18 protein-coding genes and 1 rRNA gene are annotated in these 21324 nt (G+C 37.7%); 6 read left to right on the top strand and 13 right to left on the bottom strand.

Annotated elements, in window-relative coordinates; translation table 11 throughout:
* Positions 1-117: 117 nt before the first annotated feature.
* Together PSR12_RS18125 and PSR12_RS18130 are read right to left on the bottom strand one after the other, a co-directional pair.
* Positions 118-1669: ribosomal RNA gene (locus PSR12_RS18125) — 16S ribosomal RNA — on the bottom strand.
* Between the two features lie 269 nt (positions 1670-1938).
* Entirely contained in the window at positions 1939-2838 is a 900-nt protein-coding gene (locus PSR12_RS18130) for a DMT family transporter (protein ID WP_274770002.1), read from the bottom strand.
* A gap of 132 nt (positions 2839-2970) precedes the next feature.
* Between PSR12_RS18130 and PSR12_RS18135 the strand changes: the two genes are divergently transcribed.
* Complete coding sequence (locus tag PSR12_RS18135) at positions 2971-3693, top strand: MgtC/SapB family protein (RefSeq protein WP_221681307.1); 723 nt, start codon at positions 2971-2973, stop codon at positions 3691-3693.
* 14 nt (positions 3694-3707) lie between these two features.
* On the top strand, positions 3708-4691 hold the full coding sequence (locus PSR12_RS18140) for a cation diffusion facilitator family transporter (RefSeq protein WP_221681306.1): 984 nt from the start codon (positions 3708-3710) through the stop codon (positions 4689-4691).
* A 53-nt stretch (positions 4692-4744) separates the two neighbouring features.
* On the opposite strand, the gene PSR12_RS18145 is transcribed toward PSR12_RS18140, so the two are convergent.
* From PSR12_RS18145 to pruA, 5 genes are all read right to left on the bottom strand, one after another.
* Positions 4745-5443: a hypothetical protein gene (locus tag PSR12_RS18145; protein WP_274770006.1), complete on the bottom strand. Its 699-nt coding sequence runs from the start codon at positions 5441-5443 to the stop codon at positions 4745-4747.
* A 359-nt stretch (positions 5444-5802) separates the two neighbouring features.
* Positions 5803-6966, bottom strand: coding sequence for an iron-containing alcohol dehydrogenase (locus PSR12_RS18150; protein ID WP_257520403.1), 1164 nt, complete (start codon positions 6964-6966; stop codon positions 5803-5805).
* A gap of 367 nt (positions 6967-7333) precedes the next feature.
* Positions 7334-8578 (bottom strand): Glu/Leu/Phe/Val family dehydrogenase, encoded by a 1245-nt coding sequence (locus PSR12_RS18155; RefSeq protein ID WP_257520404.1) that lies wholly within the window; start codon positions 8576-8578, stop codon positions 7334-7336.
* Positions 8579-8661: 83 nt separating this feature from the next.
* A complete protein-coding gene (locus tag PSR12_RS18160) occupies positions 8662-9855 on the bottom strand; it encodes an ornithine--oxo-acid transaminase (protein ID WP_004233780.1) in 1194 nt (397 codons plus the stop codon).
* A 241-nt stretch (positions 9856-10096) separates the two neighbouring features.
* Complete coding sequence (pruA, locus tag PSR12_RS18165; protein WP_103118703.1) at positions 10097-11641, bottom strand: L-glutamate gamma-semialdehyde dehydrogenase; 1545 nt, start codon at positions 11639-11641, stop codon at positions 10097-10099.
* Positions 11642-11786: 145 nt separating this feature from the next.
* Here pruA and PSR12_RS18170 point away from each other — a divergent pair, with 145 nt between their 5' ends.
* The gene (locus PSR12_RS18170; RefSeq protein WP_221681303.1) at positions 11787-13094 is read left to right on the top strand and encodes an AAA-type ATPase lid domain-containing protein; all 1308 of its coding nucleotides are present in this window, start codon (positions 11787-11789) and stop codon (positions 13092-13094) included.
* A 41-nt stretch (positions 13095-13135) separates the two neighbouring features.
* On the opposite strand, the gene yugI is transcribed toward PSR12_RS18170, so the two are convergent.
* The 3 genes from yugI to PSR12_RS18185 form a co-directional block, all read right to left on the bottom strand.
* Positions 13136-13513, bottom strand: coding sequence for a S1 domain-containing post-transcriptional regulator GSP13 (gene yugI, locus PSR12_RS18175; protein WP_004228409.1), 378 nt, complete (start codon positions 13511-13513; stop codon positions 13136-13138).
* 83 nt (positions 13514-13596) lie between these two features.
* On the bottom strand, positions 13597-15231 hold the full coding sequence (locus tag PSR12_RS18180) for a hypothetical protein (protein WP_274770013.1): 1635 nt from the start codon (positions 15229-15231) through the stop codon (positions 13597-13599).
* Positions 15224-15772, bottom strand: coding sequence for an RNA polymerase sigma factor (locus PSR12_RS18185; RefSeq protein WP_221681301.1), 549 nt, complete (start codon positions 15770-15772; stop codon positions 15224-15226). The genes PSR12_RS18180 and PSR12_RS18185 overlap by 8 nt, the downstream gene beginning before the upstream one ends.
* A gap of 199 nt (positions 15773-15971) precedes the next feature.
* Here PSR12_RS18185 and PSR12_RS18190 point away from each other — a divergent pair, with 199 nt between their 5' ends.
* Positions 15972-17312, top strand: a complete 1341-nt coding sequence (locus PSR12_RS18190) for a sodium-dependent transporter (protein ID WP_274770016.1) — start codon at positions 15972-15974, stop codon at positions 17310-17312.
* A 76-nt stretch (positions 17313-17388) separates the two neighbouring features.
* Here PSR12_RS18190 and PSR12_RS18195 read toward each other — a convergent pair whose 3' ends face one another.
* Positions 17389-17649 carry a DUF1871 family protein gene (locus tag PSR12_RS18195; protein ID WP_004228396.1) on the bottom strand — a complete coding sequence of 87 codons (261 nt, stop codon included), beginning with the start codon at positions 17647-17649 and terminating at the stop codon, positions 17389-17391.
* Positions 17650-17722: 73 nt separating this feature from the next.
* Between PSR12_RS18195 and PSR12_RS18200 the strand changes: the two genes are divergently transcribed.
* Both PSR12_RS18200 and PSR12_RS18205 read left to right on the top strand, forming a co-directional pair.
* Entirely contained in the window at positions 17723-18895 is a 1173-nt protein-coding gene (locus PSR12_RS18200; protein ID WP_257520408.1) for a MalY/PatB family protein, read from the top strand.
* A gap of 109 nt (positions 18896-19004) precedes the next feature.
* Entirely contained in the window at positions 19005-20432 is a 1428-nt protein-coding gene (locus PSR12_RS18205; RefSeq protein ID WP_221681298.1) for a magnesium transporter CorA family protein, read from the top strand.
* A 50-nt stretch (positions 20433-20482) separates the two neighbouring features.
* On the opposite strand, the gene PSR12_RS18210 is transcribed toward PSR12_RS18205, so the two are convergent.
* Both PSR12_RS18210 and PSR12_RS18215 read right to left on the bottom strand, forming a co-directional pair.
* Complete coding sequence (locus tag PSR12_RS18210; RefSeq protein WP_004228391.1) at positions 20483-20695, bottom strand: hypothetical protein; 213 nt, start codon at positions 20693-20695, stop codon at positions 20483-20485.
* Positions 20696-20717: 22 nt separating this feature from the next.
* Entirely contained in the window at positions 20718-21305 is a 588-nt protein-coding gene (locus PSR12_RS18215) for a peptidylprolyl isomerase (RefSeq protein ID WP_004228389.1), read from the bottom strand.
* Positions 21306-21324: the final 19 nt, after the last annotated feature.

Raw genomic sequence — 21324 nt, forward strand, 5'->3', positions numbered from 1 at the left:
ATCCAGTTTTCAAAGAACAAGTTTTGAAGTGTTTCATTCAGATAGAATGAACCTTCAAAACTGAACGCAAAACGTAATCGTACAAACCCAAGGTTTGTATTCCGAAATAATCCTTAGAAAGGAGGTGATCCAGCCGCACCTTCCGATACGGCTACCTTGTTACGACTTCACCCCAATCATCTATCCCACCTTCGGCGGCTGGCTCCAAAAGGTTACCTCACCGACTTCGGGTGTTACAAACTCTCGTGGTGTGACGGGCGGTGTGTACAAGGCCCGGGAACGTATTCACCGCGGCATGCTGATCCGCGATTACTAGCGATTCCGGCTTCATGTAGGCGAGTTGCAGCCTACAATCCGAACTGAGAACGACTTTATCGGATTAGCTCCCTCTCGCGAGTTGGCAACCGTTTGTATCGTCCATTGTAGCACGTGTGTAGCCCAGGTCATAAGGGGCATGATGATTTGACGTCATCCCCACCTTCCTCCGGTTTGTCACCGGCAGTCACCTTAGAGTGCCCAACTAAATGATGGCAACTAAGATCAAGGGTTGCGCTCGTTGCGGGACTTAACCCAACATCTCACGACACGAGCTGACGACAACCATGCACCACCTGTCACCGTTGCCCCCGAAGGGGAAACTATATCTCTACAGTGGTCAACGGGATGTCAAGACCTGGTAAGGTTCTTCGCGTTGCTTCGAATTAAACCACATGCTCCACCGCTTGTGCGGGCCCCCGTCAATTCCTTTGAGTTTCAGTCTTGCGACCGTACTCCCCAGGCGGAGTGCTTAATGCGTTAGCTGCAGCACTAAGGGGCGGAAACCCCCTAACACTTAGCACTCATCGTTTACGGCGTGGACTACCAGGGTATCTAATCCTGTTTGCTCCCCACGCTTTCGCGCCTCAGCGTCAGTTACAGACCAGAAAGTCGCCTTCGCCACTGGTGTTCCTCCAAATCTCTACGCATTTCACCGCTACACTTGGAATTCCACTTTCCTCTTCTGCACTCAAGTCCCCCAGTTTCCAATGACCCTCCACGGTTGAGCCGTGGGCTTTCACATCAGACTTAAAGGACCGCCTGCGCGCGCTTTACGCCCAATAATTCCGGACAACGCTTGCCACCTACGTATTACCGCGGCTGCTGGCACGTAGTTAGCCGTGGCTTTCTAATAAGGTACCGTCAAGGTACAGCCAGTTACTACTGTACTTGTTCTTCCCTTACAACAGAGTTTTACGATCCGAAAACCTTCTTCACTCACGCGGCGTTGCTCCATCAGGCTTTCGCCCATTGTGGAAGATTCCCTACTGCTGCCTCCCGTAGGAGTCTGGGCCGTGTCTCAGTCCCAGTGTGGCCGATCACCCTCTCAGGTCGGCTACGCATCGTCGCCTTGGTGAGCCGTTACCTCACCAACTAGCTAATGCGCCGCGGGCCCATCCTATAGCGACAGCCGAAACCGTCTTTCAGTCTCTCGCCATGAAGCAAGAGAGATTATTCGGTATTAGCCCCGGTTTCCCGGAGTTATCCCAAACTATAGGGTAGGTTGCCCACGTGTTACTCACCCGTCCGCCGCTAACGTCAAAGGAGCAAGCTCCTTTTCTGTTCGCTCGACTTGCATGTATTAGGCACGCCGCCAGCGTTCGTCCTGAGCCAGGATCAAACTCTCCATAAAAGAAATTTGATTAGCTCAAATTGTTTTGCTGGCATCATGTTTGATGTCCAAAATTGTGTTTCGTTCACTAGTAAAACTAGCTACTTAAAACTTTATTGATTACGTTTTGCCTGTTCAGTTTTCAAGGTTCATTTTATTCAAGTCGTTTTCAGCGACTTTATTATCTTACCTCATTCTTAACTATAAGTCAACAACTTTTTAAAACTTTATTTTCAAGCGTTTCTTCTTGTTAAGGACAAGTAATAATATATAATATAGCATTTTAAAAATCAAGCATTTTTCATAAAAAAATTAAAAATCTTTTTAATATCTATTACAAACAATAGAATTCCTGCTAATACAATCAATCCACCGATGATTTGTGTCATGATTAAATACTCTTTAAATATCACCAAAGCTAAAAGAGCAGCTCCTACAGGCTCAAATAATATAGCAATTGAAACAACATTCGTACTAACATATTTAATTGACCAATTAAACAAAGTATGACCAAGTAAATTTGGGATTAATGCTAATAAGAAAAACCATAACCAATCCATCGAAGAATATGGACCAAATGATTCCCCTTTAATCATTACATATATAAATAAAGTGATGGTACTTACAACATATACAACCATTGTATAGGTCACAAGTGATAATCTTTTACGTACATCCTGTCCTAATAGAAAATAAGCTGTTGCAAGTGCACATGCAACGAGCGCCAGTACATCTCCATAAAAGGCTGTTCCATTTACTTTAAAATCGCCCCAACTAATTAAAACACTTCCTATTATTGCAATGGATCCTGCTACGATTGTTTTCATCGTAATTTTTTCTTTAAAGAAAAAATAAGTGCCCACAAACGCAAACAAAGGTTGTAGCGTTACTAAAACTGTTGAACTTGCTACTGAAGTATAGTTGAGTGATTCAAACCATAATATAAAATGAAAAGCTAAAAAAATCCCAGCAACTGAAGAAAATAGCCAATCACGTCTTTTTAAAGTTGCTAACTCCTTTGTATATCCTCTTAAAAACCATGGCGCCATGATTAAAACGGAAAATAGCATGCGATAAAATGCTATAATCCCCGCTTCCGCCGATGCTAATTTCACAAAAATTGCTGACATCGATACTGAAATTACACCGATCACAATTGGGATGTATGGATGAATTTTTGGCTGCTCCAAAAAACCCCACCTTCCTAAAAAAATACTTATATGTCCTTACTTCATGTTGTACAATACAAAAAAGTGATGCACATATAATAATGACAGTTTGCATATCTCTTAGCAATACGAAATAACAATGGAGGGTTGTGTATGGAAACATTATTCGAAAATATGATTACATATGAAGTTGGCATAAAATTAGTTATTGCAGCCACATTAAGTTTAGTAATCGGTATCGAAAGGGAATTAAAGAAAAAACCAGTTGGATTAAAAACAAGTTTAGTTATTGCTACTTTCAGCTGCTTATTAACGATTATCTCCATTGAAACAGCCTACTCAACCCCCGCTAGAGAAGATATTAATATTACGATGGACCCTCTTCGTTTAGCAGCACAAATTGTTAGTGGAATTGGCTTTCTTGGTGCAGGAGTCATTCTAAGACGCGGGAATGACAGCATTACGGGTTTAACAACCGCTGCTATGATCTGGGGAGCCGCTGGTATCGGTATTGCGGTTGGTGCAGGTTTTTACATGGATGCAACACTAGCTGTTGTGATCATTGTTTTTGGAATTGAAGTACTATCACCTTTTCTTATGAAAATCGGACCCAAGCGAATTCGTATGCGGGAAATTTTATTAAAAGTTCAAATTGATGATGACAACCATACAGAAGCATTTCTATTATTTTTAAAGGACAACAACATTATCATTGAAAATATACGCATTAAAGATGTGCACTTAAAAAATGATAGTGTTTTACATGAGTTAGATTTACGCCTTTCCTTAATCGTCTCGGATAATTTGTTGTCCTTTTATCGTTCATTACGAGCACTATCTTATATAGAAAAAATCGAAATGGAAATTTTAAACTAGTTGGAGGATTTTTTATGGCAGAACTATTAAAACTACTAAAAGACGGCAACAAACCCTCTCTAATGGCTGCATGTGTAAATGCCTTTTTAGGAATTATTAAAGGAATCGCCTTTTTCTTTACAGGTAACGTGGCGATGTTTGCAGAAATGATGCACTCTCTAGGCGATGCAGCAAACCAGTTATTTGTGTATATAGGCTCAGCACTCTCTAAAAAGGCACCTACAAAACAATTTCCTGGTGGCTTCGGTCGTATTGTCAATTTAGTTTGCCTTTTTGCCGTAATAATTGTAGCTATCCTTTCTTATGAAACAATAAAAGAAGGTTGGCATCATTTTATTCATCCCGCAGGAGAGTCGAGCGGGATACTGATCGCCCTAGGAGTATTATTCATCGGGATTGTTTTAGAAGGGACGGTTCTAGCTAAAGCGGCTGCAGAAGTGTTACATGAAGCAGGTCAAGAAAAGGCAGGTATCGCAGCTATTCCCAAAGCTTTCTCATACTTGAATAGGGCAAAACCGGCAACAAAATTAGTTTTTATGGAAGATTTAGTTGCTACTGGGGGCAACTTCTTAGCCTTTGCTGCTATTTTAATTGCTTATTTTACAGGTTGGGGTCGAATAGAAGGGCTAGTTTCGATGATAATTGGGGTCATGATGTTTTATGTAGTTGGTAAGGTATTCCTCGATAATGCACGTGGCGTCATTGGCGAGACTGATGAAGAGATGTTAAACCATATCGCTCACCTCGTAATGGATGATCCGAATATAAAAGATATTGTGCGTCTTGAAGTGATTAAAGAAGGAGAGTTTTTACATGTAGAATTAGTAGCTGAAGCAGATCCGCTTTTATCGTTAGCCTTTTTAGATGATGTACGTGATCATTTAACAGAGGTAATCCTAAGCCAAAAAGGAGTATCTAAAGTAGCTATTTTATTCGACGAGGATGACGGGAAAGCTAGCTGGATACACGTTGGTGAGAAACCAAATAACTCCATTTAATACTTTATAAAAACAAATAGCCAATTGCCGTATTTCAGGCAGTTGGCTATTTGTTAGACTAATTTTAAATTAGGAATATCCTCATAACCTACATAAACATGGTTTGTAACCATAAAAGTAAGTAATTTATTACAAGCAATCATTTGTCTTTTACCATTCTGATGAATAACAATTTTTGAAAATTGTAAGGAGGCTTGACGATTAGCTAATGCATACTCTTCTGCATTGAGAATATTTCTGCCATCCACATGACAACCCAACACAAAATTTCCTGCAAAAGAATCCTTTAATACATTCGGATGCATGGATTGATAATGTACTTCAGCAATTGAATCTTCTAAATTCATGAATTGATGGGCTACCAAATAATGTTTTAAAGCACCTTTTAAATCAATTGCAATAGCTGTATCTGCTAAAATTGTTCGATAATAAACAGGAACAATCTCAGCATCCCCCAAATACGGCTTAACTTCTACAACAATTTCTCCAGAAGGACGAACAAATAATTGTACAATTGCTTTATTTACACCATCCGAAAAAATAACATTCGTTTGCCCAAAACGCACGCTTTTAAAAAATATACTTTGATCTACAATGTATCCAGTGATAATTTTATCATTTTCAATTTGCAATGATTTCGCTTCAATTCCTAATACTTCTACACAATTTTGCATTTTATAAACATGTTGCTGAAATGGCATTTCTATACAACTTAATGTAACAATACGGTCCTGTAGCAATTGTTTCAACATTTGATCCCTCTCCTCTTTGTTTAATATTGTAATTATTTTAGTAAAGGTGGCTGAACAACTTCTGAACATTGACACACGAATTGACTGATTACGACAAAAAACCATTCTTTTCTGTCATTCAATAAATCACCTTATAGTAAAACAATCTACAATATAGGTTGAATGACTCAATAAAAACATGACTTTACTCACTTAAAATAAAGAAAAATGTATTTGCAATCCCTTTATTATCTATCTATTTTATTATATTGCAGGACTAAAGAAACTTCTACGACAAAATTCTACATTTATCGTTAATTTTTCTTAACCTTGCAATAAAAAAAGTATGAGGCTATAAGCATAGTCTCATACTTAATGTATTAAAGAGAATTTTGTAAAATAGTTCTTACATCTTCCTCTTGCAATCGATTAAAGTTGCCAAAAGGGCCATTTTGCATAGCATGATCTACAATTTGCTGGAATTTCGAATCATCAATATCGTAATCTGCCAAACGACTAGGTGCCCCTAATGATGTCCAAAATGCAGATAAACGATCAATCCCCTCATAAGCAACCTCTTCTACTGTTTTGCCTGTTGCCTCGACTCCAAACACACGTGTTGCTATACCTGCAAAACGCTCAGGATTTACTGGTACATTTAAACGCATCCAATGCGGTTGAAGAATGGCTAAACCACCTGCATGTGGAATGTCATAAACAGCAGATACGGCATGTTCAATATTATGAGATGCCCAATCCCCTCGTGAACCAATTGATAGGAATCCATTTAAACCAATTGTCCCTGCTAATAGAATGGTTTCACGTAACTTCGTATTTTCTAGGTCCTCTAATAATTTTGGAGCTGTCGTAATAACCGTTCGCAATACCCCTTCACACATTTCATCTGTGATAGGAGTATTCGTTGTATTGTGGAAATATTGCTCAAATACATGTGACATCATATCCACTATTCCATATACAGTGTGATTTTTAGGTACAGTCACTGTATATGCTGGATTTAGTATTGAAAATTTCGGGAAGGCTGCTGGACTACCCCAACTTAGTTTTTCTTCAGTAGCAGCATTCGTTATCACTGATCCAGCATTCATTTCTGAGCCTGTAGCAGCAAGTGTTAATACCGTTCCTAGTGGTATAGCTTGTTCTACAAACACTTTACGTTTCACGATATCCCAAGCATCGCCATCATACTTAGCGCCAGCAACAATTAATTTAGAACAATCGATTACTGAACCACCACCCACAGCAAGAACCAAGTCAATTCCTTCTGTTTTGCATATCTCAATACCTCGTCTAGCTGTTTCCACTCGTGGATTTGGCTCTACACCACCTAATTCAAATACAGTCTTATCCGCCTGTTGTAATTTCTCGATAACAGCATCATATACACCATTCAATTTAATACTTCCGCCACCATATACAACTAATACCTTGTTTCCAAATTGCTCTAATTCTTTCGGTAATTTTTCAAGTGCATCCTCACCAAAATGTAGTTTCACTGGGTTAAAAAAAGTAAATGAATCCATCTAATTCGCCCCTTTCTAGTTGGATTTTCTCATAATTACGCTAGAGAAAGCAAAGATTAAACGCTGTCAACACTTTGCTATTTCGAAGGCGTTTTTTCAAGTTGTTTAGATTTTGTTCAGGCAATAGTTGTATAGTACTAGACATTACATAAAATAAAAGGAATTTTTGCACATGCTTATTATTATAATTGTTGTCATAACTATAATTTCGGGCTTTTTTCTGCTAAGATTTTTTAAAATCCAAAAAATAAGGAACGAAAAAAAGATGCTACTAGAACAGCGCCTAGACCACCTTCTTCAATCGAATAAAAATGAAAAAAATGAGTCATCCCATTAATATAGGAATGACTCATTATCTTAATTTTACTTAAACCCAACCACGGAAGCGAGAAGCTTCTGCAGTACGGCGAACACCTACCATGTAAGCTGCTAAGCGCATGTTGATGTTACGTGTTGTTGCTGTTGTATATACATTATCAAATGCTTCGACCATTTTTTTGTATAGACGCTCTTCCACTTCTTCTTCTGTCCAATAATAACCTTGGTTATTTTGCACCCATTCAAAGTAAGAAACTGTAACCCCACCTGCAGAGGCTAATACGTCTGGTACAAGTAAAATGCCACGCTCTGTTAAGATTTTAGTTGCTTCAGCTGTTGTTGGACCATTTGCTGCTTCTACTACGATACTTGCTTTTACATTATGTGCATTGTCAGCAGTAATTTGGTTTTCAATAGCAGCTGGTACTAAAATATCACAATCAAGCTCTAATAATTCTTTGTTAGAAATTGTGTTTTCAAATAAAGTAGTTACTGTTCCGAAGCTATCGCGACGATCTAATAAATAGTCGATATCTAAACCTTCAGGATCATGAAGTGCACCATAAGCATCTGAAATACCGATTACTTTCGCACCTAAATCATGCATGAATTTCGCAAGGAAGCTTCCTGCGTTACCAAATCCTTGAATAACAACACGAGCACCTTTAATATCAATACCACGTTTTTTTGCTGCTTCTTCTATTACGATTGTAACACCTTGTGCAGTCGCACGGTCACGACCTTGAGAACCACCAAGTACTAGTGGCTTACCAGTGATGAAGCCTGGAGAGTTGAATTCATCCATGCGGCTATATTCATCCATCATCCATGCCATAATTTGTGCATTTGTAAATACGTCTGGCGCAGGAATATCTTTTGTTGGTCCTACGATTTGACTTACCGCACGAACATAGCCACGGCTTAAACGTTCGATTTCGCCCATTGACATTTGACGTGGATCACAAATGACACCGCCTTTACCACCGCCGTATGGTAGATCGACAATACCACATTTCAATGTCATCCACATTGAAAGCGCTTTAACTTCCTCCTCAGACACTTGTGGGTGGAAACGAACCCCACCTTTAGTTGGTCCTACAGCATCATTATGTTGTGCACGGTAACCAGTAAATACTTTTGTTGTACCATCATCCATTTTCACTGGAATACGTACTTGTAGCATGCGAAGCGGTTCTTTTAGTAATTCATACATTGCTTCATCATAGCCAAGTTTATTTAGAGCATCTTGAATGACATCTTGTGTTGATGTGAAAAGATTTAAGTTTTCAGACATTATTAAATCGCCTCTTTGTTTTTTTTAATGATAGTTATCGGCATCATTGTAACATACTTCCGAATTAAAATGTGAACATTTTGTTAAAGTTTAAATACTTTTTCAATTTGTTCAATTGACCAATCTAAATCCTCTTGAGAAATAACAAGTGGTGGTGCAAAACGAATCACTGTATCATGTGTTTCTTTACATAATAGACCTAATTCTTTAAGTTTTTCACAGTATGGACGAGCTGCTTCTGTTAGCTCCATACCGATAAATAAACCACGACCACGTACTTCCTTAATAACTGGGTTGTTAATTTCTTTTAATTTACCTTTGAAGTATTCACCAAGTTCGTGTGAACGCTCTGCTAATTTTTCATCTAATAATACTTTAATAGATGCAATTGAAACTGCACAAGCTAAAGGATTACCTCCAAAAGTTGAACCATGTGAACCTGGGTTGAATACACCTAAAATACTACGGTTTGCAGCCACACAAGAAATTGGGAACACGCCGCCACCTAGAGCTTTACCCAAGATATACATATCTGGTTCTACTTCTTCCCAATCACAAGCAAACATTTTACCTGTACGTGCTAAACCAGCTTGAATTTCGTCAGCAATGAATAGTACATTGTTTTCACGGCAAAGTTCACGAGCTGCTTTTAAGAAGCCTTCTGTTGGAATTACGATACCCGCTTCACCTTGAATTGGCTCAATTAAAAATGCAGCAGTGTTTGGTGTAATAGCAGCTTTTAAAGCTTCCAGATTACCATAATCTACTAATTTAACATTTGGTAGCATTGGACCAAAACCACGACGGTATTCTTCATCAGAAGATAAAGATACAGCTAGCATTGTACGACCATGGAAGTTACCATTACATGCAATAACCTCAGCTTTACCCTCTTCTACGCCTTTTACATCATATGCCCAACGACGAGCTGCTTTAAACGCAGTTTCTACTGCTTCAGCACCCGTATTCATCGGTAATACCATTTCTTTATTTGTTAATTTCCCTACTAGCTCATACCATTCACCAAGATTTTCGCTATAGAAAGCACGTGAAGTTAACGTTACTTTATCAGCTTGCTCTTTTAAAGCAGCGATAATTTTTGGGTGACGATGTCCTTGGTTTACTGCTGAATAAGCAGATAACATATCTAAATATTTGTTACCTTCTGGATCTTTAACCCAAGCACCCTCAGCCTCTGAAATAACGATTGGCAGTGGATGATAGTTTGCCGCACCAAAATTTTGTGTTTGTTCAATAACTTGTTGAGTTTTTGTCATATCCTATTCTCTCCTTACTAATCATCATTATAAAAGAAAGGGACTATGTATCACTATAAGTAGAATGATTAAGAATATAGCAACAATTCAAACGAGAAATTTGCTAACTTCTCCAAGATAAACTACGTCATGAAAGTTTACGGTTTTAGCCAGGGTAGCGTTACCTGGAGAAGTGTCACAAATTTATTCAAAATGCCTCAATTTCTACTTACTTTGAATAGCCCTCACGTCAGTGTGAAAATTAAAGCATTTCTGAAGTTGTTTTTGCTTGCATATGCAGTTGTAGGTAGTCTGGGCCACCTGCTTTTGAATCTGTACCTGACATGTTGAAGCCACCAAATGGTTGGTAACCAACGATTGCACCTGTACAGCCACGGTTGAAGTAAAGGTTTCCTACATGGAATTCTTCACGCGCTTTTTCTAGGTTCATGCGGTTAGTTGTGATAACAGCGCCTGTTAAACCGTATTCTGTATCGTTTGCAATTTCAATCGCATGGTCGAAATCTTTTGCTTTTGCAATGGCTACAACTGGTCCGAAGATTTCTTCTTTCATAATACGTGCAGAAGGATCTACGTCAGCAAATACAGTTGGTTGTACGAAGTAACCGACTGAATCGTCCGCTGTACCACCAGCTACTAGACGGCCTTCGCCTTTACCAATTTCAATGTACTCAGTAATTTTGTTGAAAGCTGCTTGGTCAATAACTGTTGCCATGAAGTTGCTGTAATCAGTTGGGTCACCCACTGTTAAAGCGTTTGTTAACTCTTCTACGCGATTTACCACTTGCTCATATACATCTTCTACGATGACAGCACGAGAACATGCTGAACATTTTTGACCTGAAAAACCAAATGCTGATTTCACGATCGATTGTGCAGCTAATTCTAAATCTGCTTCTTTATCCACTACGATTGTATCTTTACCGCCCATTTCAGCGATGACACGTTTAATCCAAATTTGGCCTTCATTTAGCACAGATGCACGTTGGTTGATACGTAAGCCGACATCACGTGAACCTGTGAAGCTGATGAAGCGTGTTTTTGGATGATCGACTAAGTAGTCACCTACTTCAGCACCAGAACCTGGTACGAAGTTTACCGCACCTGCTGGAAGACCAGCTTCTTCTAATACTTCGATAAATTTATAGGCTATAACTGGCGTCGTGGAAGCTGGTTTTAATAACACTGTGTTCCCTGTTACTAAAGCAGCTACTGTTGTACCAGCCATGATTGCAAATGGGAAGTTCCAAGGAGAAATGACAATACCGATTCCTAATGGAATGTAGTCATAACGATTGTATTCACCTGGACGGCTTTCGACTGGCTGACCGTTTTTAATGCGTAGCATTTGGCGACCATAGTATTCCATGAAGTCGATTGCTTCTGCAGTATCTGCATCAGCCTCTGCCCATGGTTTCCCAGCTTCTTTTGTTAATAAAGCTGAGAATTCATGTTTACGACGGCGGATAATCGCTGCCGCTTTGAAAAGAACGTCTGCACGAATGGCTGGATCAACTTTTTTCCACGTTTTGAATGTTTCATCTGCCGCTTGCATCGCTTTTTCAGCTAAATCTTTGCTTGCTTTCGAAACGCGACCAATGACTTCTGTTTTCTTTGCAGGATTGTACGAAACGATTTTGTCTTCTGTTGTAATACGTTCGCCACCGATAATTAGTGGGTAGTCTTGACCTAAGTAACCTTCAACTTTATTTAAAGCCTCTACATAAGCATTGTAGTTTGCCTCTTGTGAAAAATCTGTGAATGGTTCGTGTTTGTATGGAATCATACTTAATCCTCCCTTGTGAGATGTGTTTGGGTATGCAAAAAACATTGACGCAAAATATCTTTGCGTATAAAATATTCTTACACTTATTATAATGCAAAATTTCGTTGCATATTTCAAGTAAAAAATTTTTGAGGTGCACTTTTTTATGAAAAATTCTGAACCTTTACTACCTTTTTATGAGTTTATTGCAACAAATGTATCCGTTGGTATTCATGCAGTAGACCTATCTGGCAAAACGATTATTTACAATACGAAAATGAAAGAAATTGAAGGATTTCATTTTGATGAACTTGCGGATCGTTCCATTATTGAAATGTTTTCCTTCCGTCAACATGAAAGTACGTTAATGCGTGTTTTACAAACAGGAAAAAAAGAAATGAATGTTAAACAATCCTACTGGAATAAAAATGGTCATGAAATTACAACAATTAATGATACTTTTCCACTTTTTGTTGAAGGCAAACTGATTGGAGCAATCGAATTTGCACGTGATATTACTTCACTGGAAAAACTTGTTTATCAGCCCCTTCGTCGGTACGATGAACCATTAACATTTGATATGATTAAAGCTGATTCTGAATCCATGAAGCAGGTTATCGACAACGCTAAAAAAGCAGCTGCTGTAAAATTACCAGTATTATTAATTGGTGAATCTGGCACAGGGAAAGATTTAGTAGCAGAGGGAATTCACCACGCAGCTTCACCTGATCCTGATGCCTTTGTGACACTCGTCAGTCGCCGTTCAGCTCAATCGGTGCTTGATAAATTACAGCAATTATTAGAAGAAGATAAAGATTACACCTTCTTCTTCGAACGTATAGACTTTTTAAGCTTAGACATTCAAGAGCAACTTTTAGATATACTACATTCACTTCCACAGTCCAAATATATGCTAATTGGCAGTGTGGGCAGTGATCCCATTACATTGATTGCCGAAAAGAAGCTGTCAAAATCTCTATATTATTTCTTTGCAACAATGGCTATTACTATTCCCAATTTAACGGATCGAAAAGAAGACATTCTTCCATTTGTAGAAGATTATTTTAGTCGACATCGAGAACGATTTGCCTCACAAGTCACTGAACTTGCACCAGATGTACAGGAATTATTTTTACAATATGATTGGCCAGGAAATCTAAAAGAGCTTGAGCTACTATTGGATGAAATTGTTTCATTTATGACAACGGAATCCACTGTTACCTCAGATTTATTACCTTTACATTTCCGCTTCAAAGTGCAACAGCAAGATACAAATAATCGTGAACCAGAATTTTTTATGTTCCATCAAAATCACAATGTCATGCCACTCGATGCCTATTTGCGTGAAGCCGAATCATATTATGTGCAAAATGTCTTAAATTTATATGAGGGCAATATAACAAAGGCAGCAAATGCACTTGGTATGAGCAGACAAAACCTACAATATCGAATCCGTAAAATAAAAAAACAATAGAAAAAACGAGGATCCTTTCATTCGAAAGCATCCTCGTTTCTTTATTGACCAGATTGTTCAATCCAGTCCTGCAATTTATCTTTTAAGGAATTAAAACCATTGGCATCCGATTCATCTACACGGTCCTGCAATGATTTACGTGGTGGTGCATCTTTTTTTCTTACTGTTGCTGGGCGATCCTGTAGCGCTCTCATCGATAAACTAATTTTTTCGGCCTCTTCATCGATCTCAAGAATCTTGACTTCAACTTCTTGCCCAACAGCTAAAAATTCACTAACGTCCTTCACAAAGCCGTATGTGATTTCCGAAATATGCACAAGGCCTTGCGTATTGTCATCTAGTGCAACAAATGCACCGTATGGTTGAATACCTGTAACTTTTCCGGTCAACACGTCTCCTAATTCATATTTTTTTACCATAACCTTTGCCCACTTTCTCTTGTTTGCTACGTATATATCGCTTAAATTATAACATACGTGTAAAAACGGGGCAAAAAATCTCCTTATTCGGCAATGGCTGTAATGATGTAACGTTTTTCACCTTTTCCTGTAGTCACTGTACCTAATTGGAAGGTTAAGCGCTGGCCAATCATTTGAATGGATTCTGGTTTAACACCTACTTTAATGGTTGTTTGGGATGTATCTGTTGCATATAGAACTGTAAAATGTTGCATACCATCAAATTGAACCAATTTATCCACATCTACAGCTTGAGACACTAACTGTTTTACTGTTTCTTGATCGCCTTTTCCTTGTGCATATAAGAATAGGCTCACAACATTCATTGGGTTTAATGAATCTAGGATGGTATCATCTTTACTTGATACATACGCGTTGTATAAACCTTCCGTTTGGATAATCCAACGGTTATCAATTTGTAAACCTGTTGAACCATCATATATTTCTATATAGACTTCATTACTCAAATATGAAAGCTCCATCCTAATATCCTGTCTTGTTAGTTTGTCTATGGTTTTGGATGTTCCTTCTCTCTTAAATTCTTCGAGGATGAATTGTGCGGTCAAACGCATCGATTCCCCATACTTCCCATTAGCCGTATCATTTAATAGCTCTATATGTTCTGGTGAGTATCTAGTTTTGTGATCACCTTTCAAAAGTACAAGCCACGTATTTTCAAACTCTTTGTTTAAATTTCGCAATTGGAAATCGAGGTATGAATTTGATAAATCGTTAACTAATGTTCTTTCGTATAATTTTAAAATACGAGCAGATTCTTCTGCAGAAAAACGTAAATCCTCACCATTGAATAAAGAGCCTGTAGCCAAATATTTAAAATAACCTAATATATCAGGATGAAGACGGTCAATGGATACTGGTGCATCTTTCATAAAAATCGGATTCGTTCTAAAACTATAGTTTTGCCCATCATAAGACAACTCGAAATATTGTTTTTTTGCCGTTGCAATTAATTGATTTAGTTCTTTAGGATAATCTTTCTTTTTTTGTGACAGTACTTTATTATATTGGGAAAGTTCCTTTGTATAATATTCCAAAACATCTTTCGTTGCGTAGTAATATTTGCTAAAGAAATATCTAGATTCGATAAATGACATCGGTTTTTCATACGTTTCAATTTGCTCTATTAGTTCTCGAGGTGTTTGCAAACAGTCTAATATTTCTTGCTCTAATTGTGTTAAATATTTTGGATCATCAGCCATTCTATTTAAAACTATTTTTTTATTTTTAGCTTTATCATTGTATATATTATCAGCAGATACAACAAATGTTAGTTTCTTAAAATTTCCCTCAGGTATATTGAGCTCAAGGCGTGTTTTTTCACGTTTTTCAAGATACTTCTTTTGAAATCTAGAAAACCAATCTTCATAGTTGCTTTCTATTTTTTCTTCATCTGAATGAACGAGTGCTGAAGGATGGAACATATAAGACGAAATTAGAATACCTACCAAAAGCACACTGGCAATACTTGCGATCCATACAGCCGATTTTTGCCATCTAGCAGAAGACTTTCGAACCGTATTCATACTTTCTAGAGACTCCCTTACATTATCCTCAGCTTCAATTTGCTGAAGAACTCGTTGTGGGTCAAGCTTCGGTTCCATTCGTTCATAGGATTTTTTCAGTAGTGCCATACGTTGGTCAAATTGCTTATCATCCATTTTCAACACTCCCATCTTGCGTTAATGCTGCCTTTAGCTTTTCCTTTGCTCGTAATAATCGCACTTTCACCGTCGATAACGAAATATTTAAGACCTCAGCGATTTCTTCGTATTTTAATTCGTGGAAGTAATACAACACGAGAGGATAACGGTATTTTTCGTCAAGGACCTGAATAGCACGATGTAGATGCCTGTCCTCTTCAAACAAAAGAACATCCTCTTCAGCAGATGAATGAGTCTTTTGCTGTTGGGCTTGTAGCTTGTCCTCTTTAGCCTGCTGCCGTTGTTCCTTACGATAATAATCACGCGTAGCATTTAATGTGATTTTATAGAGCCACGTGGTAAATCGATCCTGTTTAAATTGGTGTAAAAAGCGATACAGTTTAACAAATACCTCCTGTGAAACATCAGCTAAATCATTTGTATGTACGCCACATTGAAAGGCAAACTTTTCAACGGTTTGCTGATGTATACGGATAAGCTCAATATAGGCATCTTTATCTCCTTGCTGAGCCCTTGCTATTAGTTCAACCTCCGTCATAGCTACCCCCCCTTTTAATAATGAAACGAAGCATTCTACCTAATTGTTACATAATTTAAATGTCCTTCCTCATATGTCATCTCTCTATATTTTTACTCCTTCAAATGTCTTTCTTGCTATCATCAATTTTCTGATATTTGCTTGTGTTATGAGAATATTGAGGTAAAATAATACTTTAGTATAAGGAGGATTTATTTTCGTGTCTTCGAGGGATCAATTTACAACAAAAATTGGGTTTATTTTAGCTGCCGCAGGAAGTGCTATAGGGTTAGGAGCCATTTGGAAATTCCCCTATATGGCGGGTACGAATGGCGGTAGTGTCTTTATTTTATTATTTATTTTATGTACTTTCTTTATTGGCTTACCCGTCCTCATTGCTGAGTTCATGATTGGTCGTCGAGGTCAAAAGGATGCTGTCACTTCCTTTAAGGAACAAGCGCCAGGAAAGCCATGGTATTTGATTGGCTGGGGCGGTATGGTAATCGCAGGTCTTATCTTATCATTCTACAGCGTTGTTGGTGGATGGATTTTAAGCTACTTGGGTCGTGCCTTTACATTTAAGCTAACGAATGCTGGCTCTGATATCAACTACGCTGATTTATTTGGCAATATTATTTCAAGCCCTTTTGAAGCAGTACTTGTACAGGGACTATTTATGTTATTAACAGTGGTCATTGTGTCAGCAGGTATTAAGGGTGGAATTGAAAAAGCCAGCACATGGATGATGCCTCTCCTCTTTATTTTCTTTATTGTCCTAGTTATTCGCTCTCTAACTTTAGACGGGGCTATGGAAGGCGTTAAATTTATGTTTGTACCTGATTGGTCCTATTTGAATGCTGAAACATTTTTAATGGCCTTAGGACAAGCTTTCTTCTCATTAAGTGTAGGTATTGCGGTTATGATTACATATGCTTCCTATTTATCTAAAACAGAGAAGATTGGTAACTCTGCGATTAATGTAGCATCTATGAATATTATTATCTCTTTACTTGCAGGACTTGTTATTTTCCCAGCAGTGTTTGCGCTTGGTTATACGCCTGATCAAGGGCCAGGCTTAGTATTCATTATTTTGCCAGCTGTATTCGAGCAGTTACCTCTTGGTGGCTTATTCTTAATAATCTTCTTCATTCTATTGCTTTTTGCTACAGTCACTTCTTCCATTTCCATGTTAGAAATAGTCGTGGCAATCGCAATTGGTGATAAAACAGAAAAACGCAGAAAAATTGCTTGGATTGGTGGAATCATTATTTTCATCTTTGGTATTCCAAGTGCCCTTTCATTTGGTATATTAGCAGATATAAAAATAGTAGATCGCTCTATTTTTGACTTTGTTGATTTTATGACTAATAGCATCGGTATGCCGATTGGAGCTATGTTGATTTCAATTTTTGCAGGTTATTATTATACAAGGGATATTTCACGTAAAGAATTAGCTGCGTCTAGCTTCTTGTTTAATATTTGGTACATTTTAATTCGCTACGTCTCCCCACTCGCCATTTTTATTATTTTCATCCAGGGGATTTTGCCTTTATTTAAATAAGTATTAGCCTCATGATACATTAAAAAAGAGGTTGTCCATTGACAACCCCTTTTTTATAAGGAATATGCAAAATATTTTAAATAATACATTTCGCTTCAAATTTAATGGCAATTAGTTTGTAAGAAATGGCTACACAATCTTCAAATGGTATCCATTGCTCAAACGAATGCTCATATGTTTCTTGAATAACTTTTGCAAGTGTTGATGGATCATCAATCCCTTGCAGTGCTGCAACTACATCTGCTGTTTCTGTATCATAATGGTCTGGACCTAAGTGGAATGGATCCCACTCCTCTAGCAGATGGACAGCTGCTTGATTCATTTTTATATTTTCCAAAATACTCACCTATTATCCTTTGATCATACTCGTATGATACCATAGTAAAAAAAAAAGAAAAGAGTGATTTTACTTGTCTATTTTTGATCAAACTATCAAACGTCGATGTACAAACTCTGTCAAATGGGACGCAATGGAAAAGGTTTATGGCCTAAACGATGCCTCAGATATCTTGCCAATGTGGGTAGCCGATATGGATTTTGCTGCTCCAATAGCCGTTTCAAAGGCTTTACAACAACATGCTGAACATACTATTTTTGGCTATAGTTATATGAGTGAAGAAGCGATTCAATCCATTATAGACTGGCAAAATACTCGCCATAACTGGCACATTGAGAAAGAAGCCATCCTATTCTGTAATGGTGTGGTGGCTGCATTAGCTAACAGCGTTGTTGCCCTAACTAACCCTGGTGACAAAGTACTCATTTCACCTCCAGTTTATCCGCCATTCTTTAACATACCAAAAAGTAATGGTCGTGAAGTTGTGAGCTGTCCATTAACAGAAAAAGACGGGTTGTTTGTCTATGATTTTGAAGCCTTCGAGCAGGCATTAGCTCAAGATGTGAAAGCTTACATACTATGTAACCCGCATAATCCAGGAGGCTATGTATGGGATGAAGCTACTTTAAAGGAAATTGTACGACTTTGTGCTAAATATGATGTCATTATTATCTCTGATGAAATCCATGCTGATTTAATGATCAATGGGGATAAACATATTCCTTTAGCTAAAGTTGCAGGTGATGAAATCAATCGCATTGTTACGTGTATGGCTCCTACAAAAACATTTAACTTAGCAGGAATTCAAGTTTCATATATGATCGTAACAGATAAGAAAAAACGCTTGAAGCTAGAGGCCATCAATATGGCAAGTGGTCAAGGCTCATTAAATACATTTGCCTCCGTTGCCCTTCATGCAGCATACACAGAAGGGGCTCCTTGGTTAGATGAATTACTCCCTTATATTTCTGCCAATATGGAATATGTGAAAGCTGAGTTAGAGCAGATTCCAGGTATTCGTGTTACGATTCCTCAATCCACTTATTTAATCTGGATTGATTACCGAGAGCTAGCGCTTGAAGAGAAGGAGATCATGAACCGCTTACTTGAAATCGGAAAGCTTGCTCTAGAACCAGGTACAAAATACGGAGAAGAAGGTCGTGGCTTCCTACGTATGAATGTTGCTTGTTCATTTGATACTGTGAAGGATGGAGTCGAGCGTTTTAAAAAGGTCTTTGCGCAATAAAATGGTTGAAAGGATATCTCTCCCTTGGAGATATCCTTTTTCTATGTTTAAAATCAAAATTTTGTGGAAAAGGTTCTTATCAATCGGATTTATAAAGAGGTGATTTTACATGGACATTGTCCCATTAACGATTAAACGTGCTTATATGACATTCCTATTTCCCTTCGCCTATTCCGAAAAAAATCGTCAAAAAATCAGTGATGTACTACTAAACGAGGGCTTTTCCTTTTTCACCTTAAAAAATACATCTCTTGAAGACGCTTTTTATGGTGATATGACGATTATACATGAGGAACTTGCCCAATTTTTCTATCCTTTTTTGGAGGATAAATTATTTCCGAACGATATGAATAACCCTGACTTTATTCGTTTTTCGAAAGCTTTTTATACACAAGGCGCCTTACATCTTCAAGAAAGTCAAATCAATTATGATTACGAAGTGATGAGTATTGATGTGACATTATGTCCTTTTGGGAATGGGATTATAACAGTAAGAACAAATATTATAGATCAATCACATGATCTAAGTGATATATTAAATTTTATTCACTATTTTAGAGTATTAGAGGCTAAACTAAGAGAGGAGAAAGGTGCAAGTCATCATTTTTCATTTGGTCATTGTTCTTCTACGAGTGAATTATTATTTAAGTATTTTATACCTTATTTAAAACCCTTTCTATTACATCAACAAGACCATAGCTATGAAGGCTTACCTTTCTTTGAAGATGAGAGAATGTTTGCCTCAGCTTATTTAATTGCAGAGGAAGAAGCTAAAATTATACCCGAGCATTTATTTCGATTAGGGCAAGTAGACGGTAGGACTCCTGCTGGCAAACCTTTTATTTCTAGCACTAATCCTCCATATATCTCTAATTATGTACAAGAGCATGCCCATACACGCTGGGCTCCTAACAGTTATATTATCACCTCGTCACAAGCACAAATAACGATTACAAATAGGCCGTTTGCCAAATGTACACATAGTATTCAAGAATTTATGGGTACACACTATTACAATTTGTTCATTCATTATTTTTATAAAATGATGCTCTTAAAGCTTTCCTATGAGTATAGTGAAATAAAGTGGGGCAAAGATAAACAGGTTGTCAATGAACTAATCGAGCTGATTACAAAATTTTCTGCACGCTATTATTTTGAAGAAGTCATCGTACGAACAGAAGGTAGAGAAATTGCTCAATTGTTACGAAAGTTCTTCCGTATAAATGAACATTATGTAGAAACGAAAGAAACATTGAATAGTTTGTATCGAACACAGGAAGATCAATCCGATAATCGAAGTAATAATTTACTATTTATTTTAACAGTCTTTACAGTGGTATCCGGCATTTATGGGATGAACTTAGTCATTGAAGGTTGGAAAGATAGCAGTGATTTCGATAGCATCGGTAGTTATACACTCTTTGAGTGGGTAGCCTTTATTACTGCATTGAGTGGGATTGGCTTGTCACTTGTACTGGTTTGTTTCACTGCCGTCAAGGCCCTGCAAAATACTATCCGACGCTTTAAAAAAAATTGATACAATAAAAAAGAATCTGCTCGCCCTCTGTGGCAAGCGGATTCTTTTTCTTATATATTCTGTTGATTGTTTGTGTTTTTCTTTTCTGCTAAAATACGTGCTTCAATTTCTTTTGATTTTAATTCTTGTTTCTTAGAAATTTTTCTGAAAAGCGTAAAAACGATAATACATAAAATAAGCATAATTAAAAATTCAAATGCTGCTGGAATATAACCTGATTTATCTTCTGGGAAATATAAAAATTGATACATAAAGTTCTGCATGTTCTACACGTCCTTATACGTATTATTCAAAGACTGTAATTGACTCAATTTTCACATCTTCTAATGGCTTGTCACGGAAATCTTTTTCCACATCTGCAATTTTATCCACAATGTCCATACCTTCTACTACATGACCGAATACTGTGTGTTTATGGTCTAACCAAGGTGTACCACCATTTTGAGCATAAGCTTCGATGATCTCTTCAGGGAAGCCCGCCCCTTGTAATTGACGAAGCATATCACTTGGAAGGTGCTTCATTTGTACAATAAAGAATTGAGAACCATTTGTGTTTGGACCTGCATTTGCCATTGAAAGCGCTCCACGTAGGTTAAACAATTGCTCTGAGAACTCATCTTCAAAGGAATTACCCCAAATTGATTCTCCGCCCATACCAGTACCAGTTGGGTCGCCACCTTGGATCATAAAGTCTTGAATAACACGGTGGAAAATAATGCCGTTATAGTAGCCTGATTTAGCATGACCTAAAAAATTCTCAACCGTTTTCGGTGCGTGCTCTGGGAATAATTTAATTTTGATAGCACCTAATGTTGTGTTCATTTCTACAAGCACTTCGCCTGCTTGTACGTCTGTTGTTAACTGTGGAAACATGGAAGTCTCTCCTTTAATG

This window comes from Lysinibacillus sp. G01H (assembly GCF_028872195.1).
Classification (GTDB): Bacteria; Bacillota; Bacilli; order Bacillales_A; family Planococcaceae; genus Lysinibacillus; species Lysinibacillus capsici.

Bases quoted from the DNA above. Each gene is read 5' to 3' on its own strand.
- PSR12_RS18135 (WP_221681307.1), top strand. From the start codon at position 2,971: ATGGAAACATTATTCGAAAATATGATTACATATGAAGTTGGCATAAAA.
- PSR12_RS18140 (WP_221681306.1), top strand. From the start codon at position 3,708: ATGGCAGAACTATTAAAACTACTAAAAGACGGCAACAAACCCTCTCTA.
- PSR12_RS18145 (WP_274770006.1), bottom strand. From the start codon at position 5,443: ATGTTGAAACAATTGCTACAGGACCGTATTGTTACATTAAGTTGTATA.
- PSR12_RS18150 (WP_257520403.1), bottom strand. From the start codon at position 6,966: ATGGATTCATTTACTTTTTTTAACCCAGTGAAACTACATTTTGGTGAG.
- PSR12_RS18155 (WP_257520404.1), bottom strand. From the start codon at position 8,578: ATGTCTGAAAACTTAAATCTTTTCACATCAACACAAGATGTCATTCAA.
- PSR12_RS18160 (WP_004233780.1), bottom strand. From the start codon at position 9,855: ATGACAAAAACTCAACAAGTTATTGAACAAACACAAAATTTTGGTGCG.
- pruA (WP_103118703.1), bottom strand. From the start codon at position 11,641: ATGATTCCATACAAACACGAACCATTCACAGATTTTTCACAAGAGGCA.
- PSR12_RS18170 (WP_221681303.1), top strand. From the start codon at position 11,787: ATGAAAAATTCTGAACCTTTACTACCTTTTTATGAGTTTATTGCAACA.
- yugI (WP_004228409.1), bottom strand. From the start codon at position 13,513: ATGGTAAAAAAATATGAATTAGGAGACGTGTTGACCGGAAAAGTTACA.
- PSR12_RS18180 (WP_274770013.1), bottom strand. From the start codon at position 15,231: ATGGATGATAAGCAATTTGACCAACGTATGGCACTACTGAAAAAATCC.
- PSR12_RS18185 (WP_221681301.1), bottom strand. From the start codon at position 15,772: ATGACGGAGGTTGAACTAATAGCAAGGGCTCAGCAAGGAGATAAAGAT.
- PSR12_RS18205 (WP_221681298.1), top strand. From the start codon at position 19,005: ATGGACATTGTCCCATTAACGATTAAACGTGCTTATATGACATTCCTA.
- PSR12_RS18210 (WP_004228391.1), bottom strand. From the start codon at position 20,695: ATGCAGAACTTTATGTATCAATTTTTATATTTCCCAGAAGATAAATCA.
- PSR12_RS18215 (WP_004228389.1), bottom strand. From the start codon at position 21,305: ATGTTTCCACAGTTAACAACAGACGTACAAGCAGGCGAAGTGCTTGTA.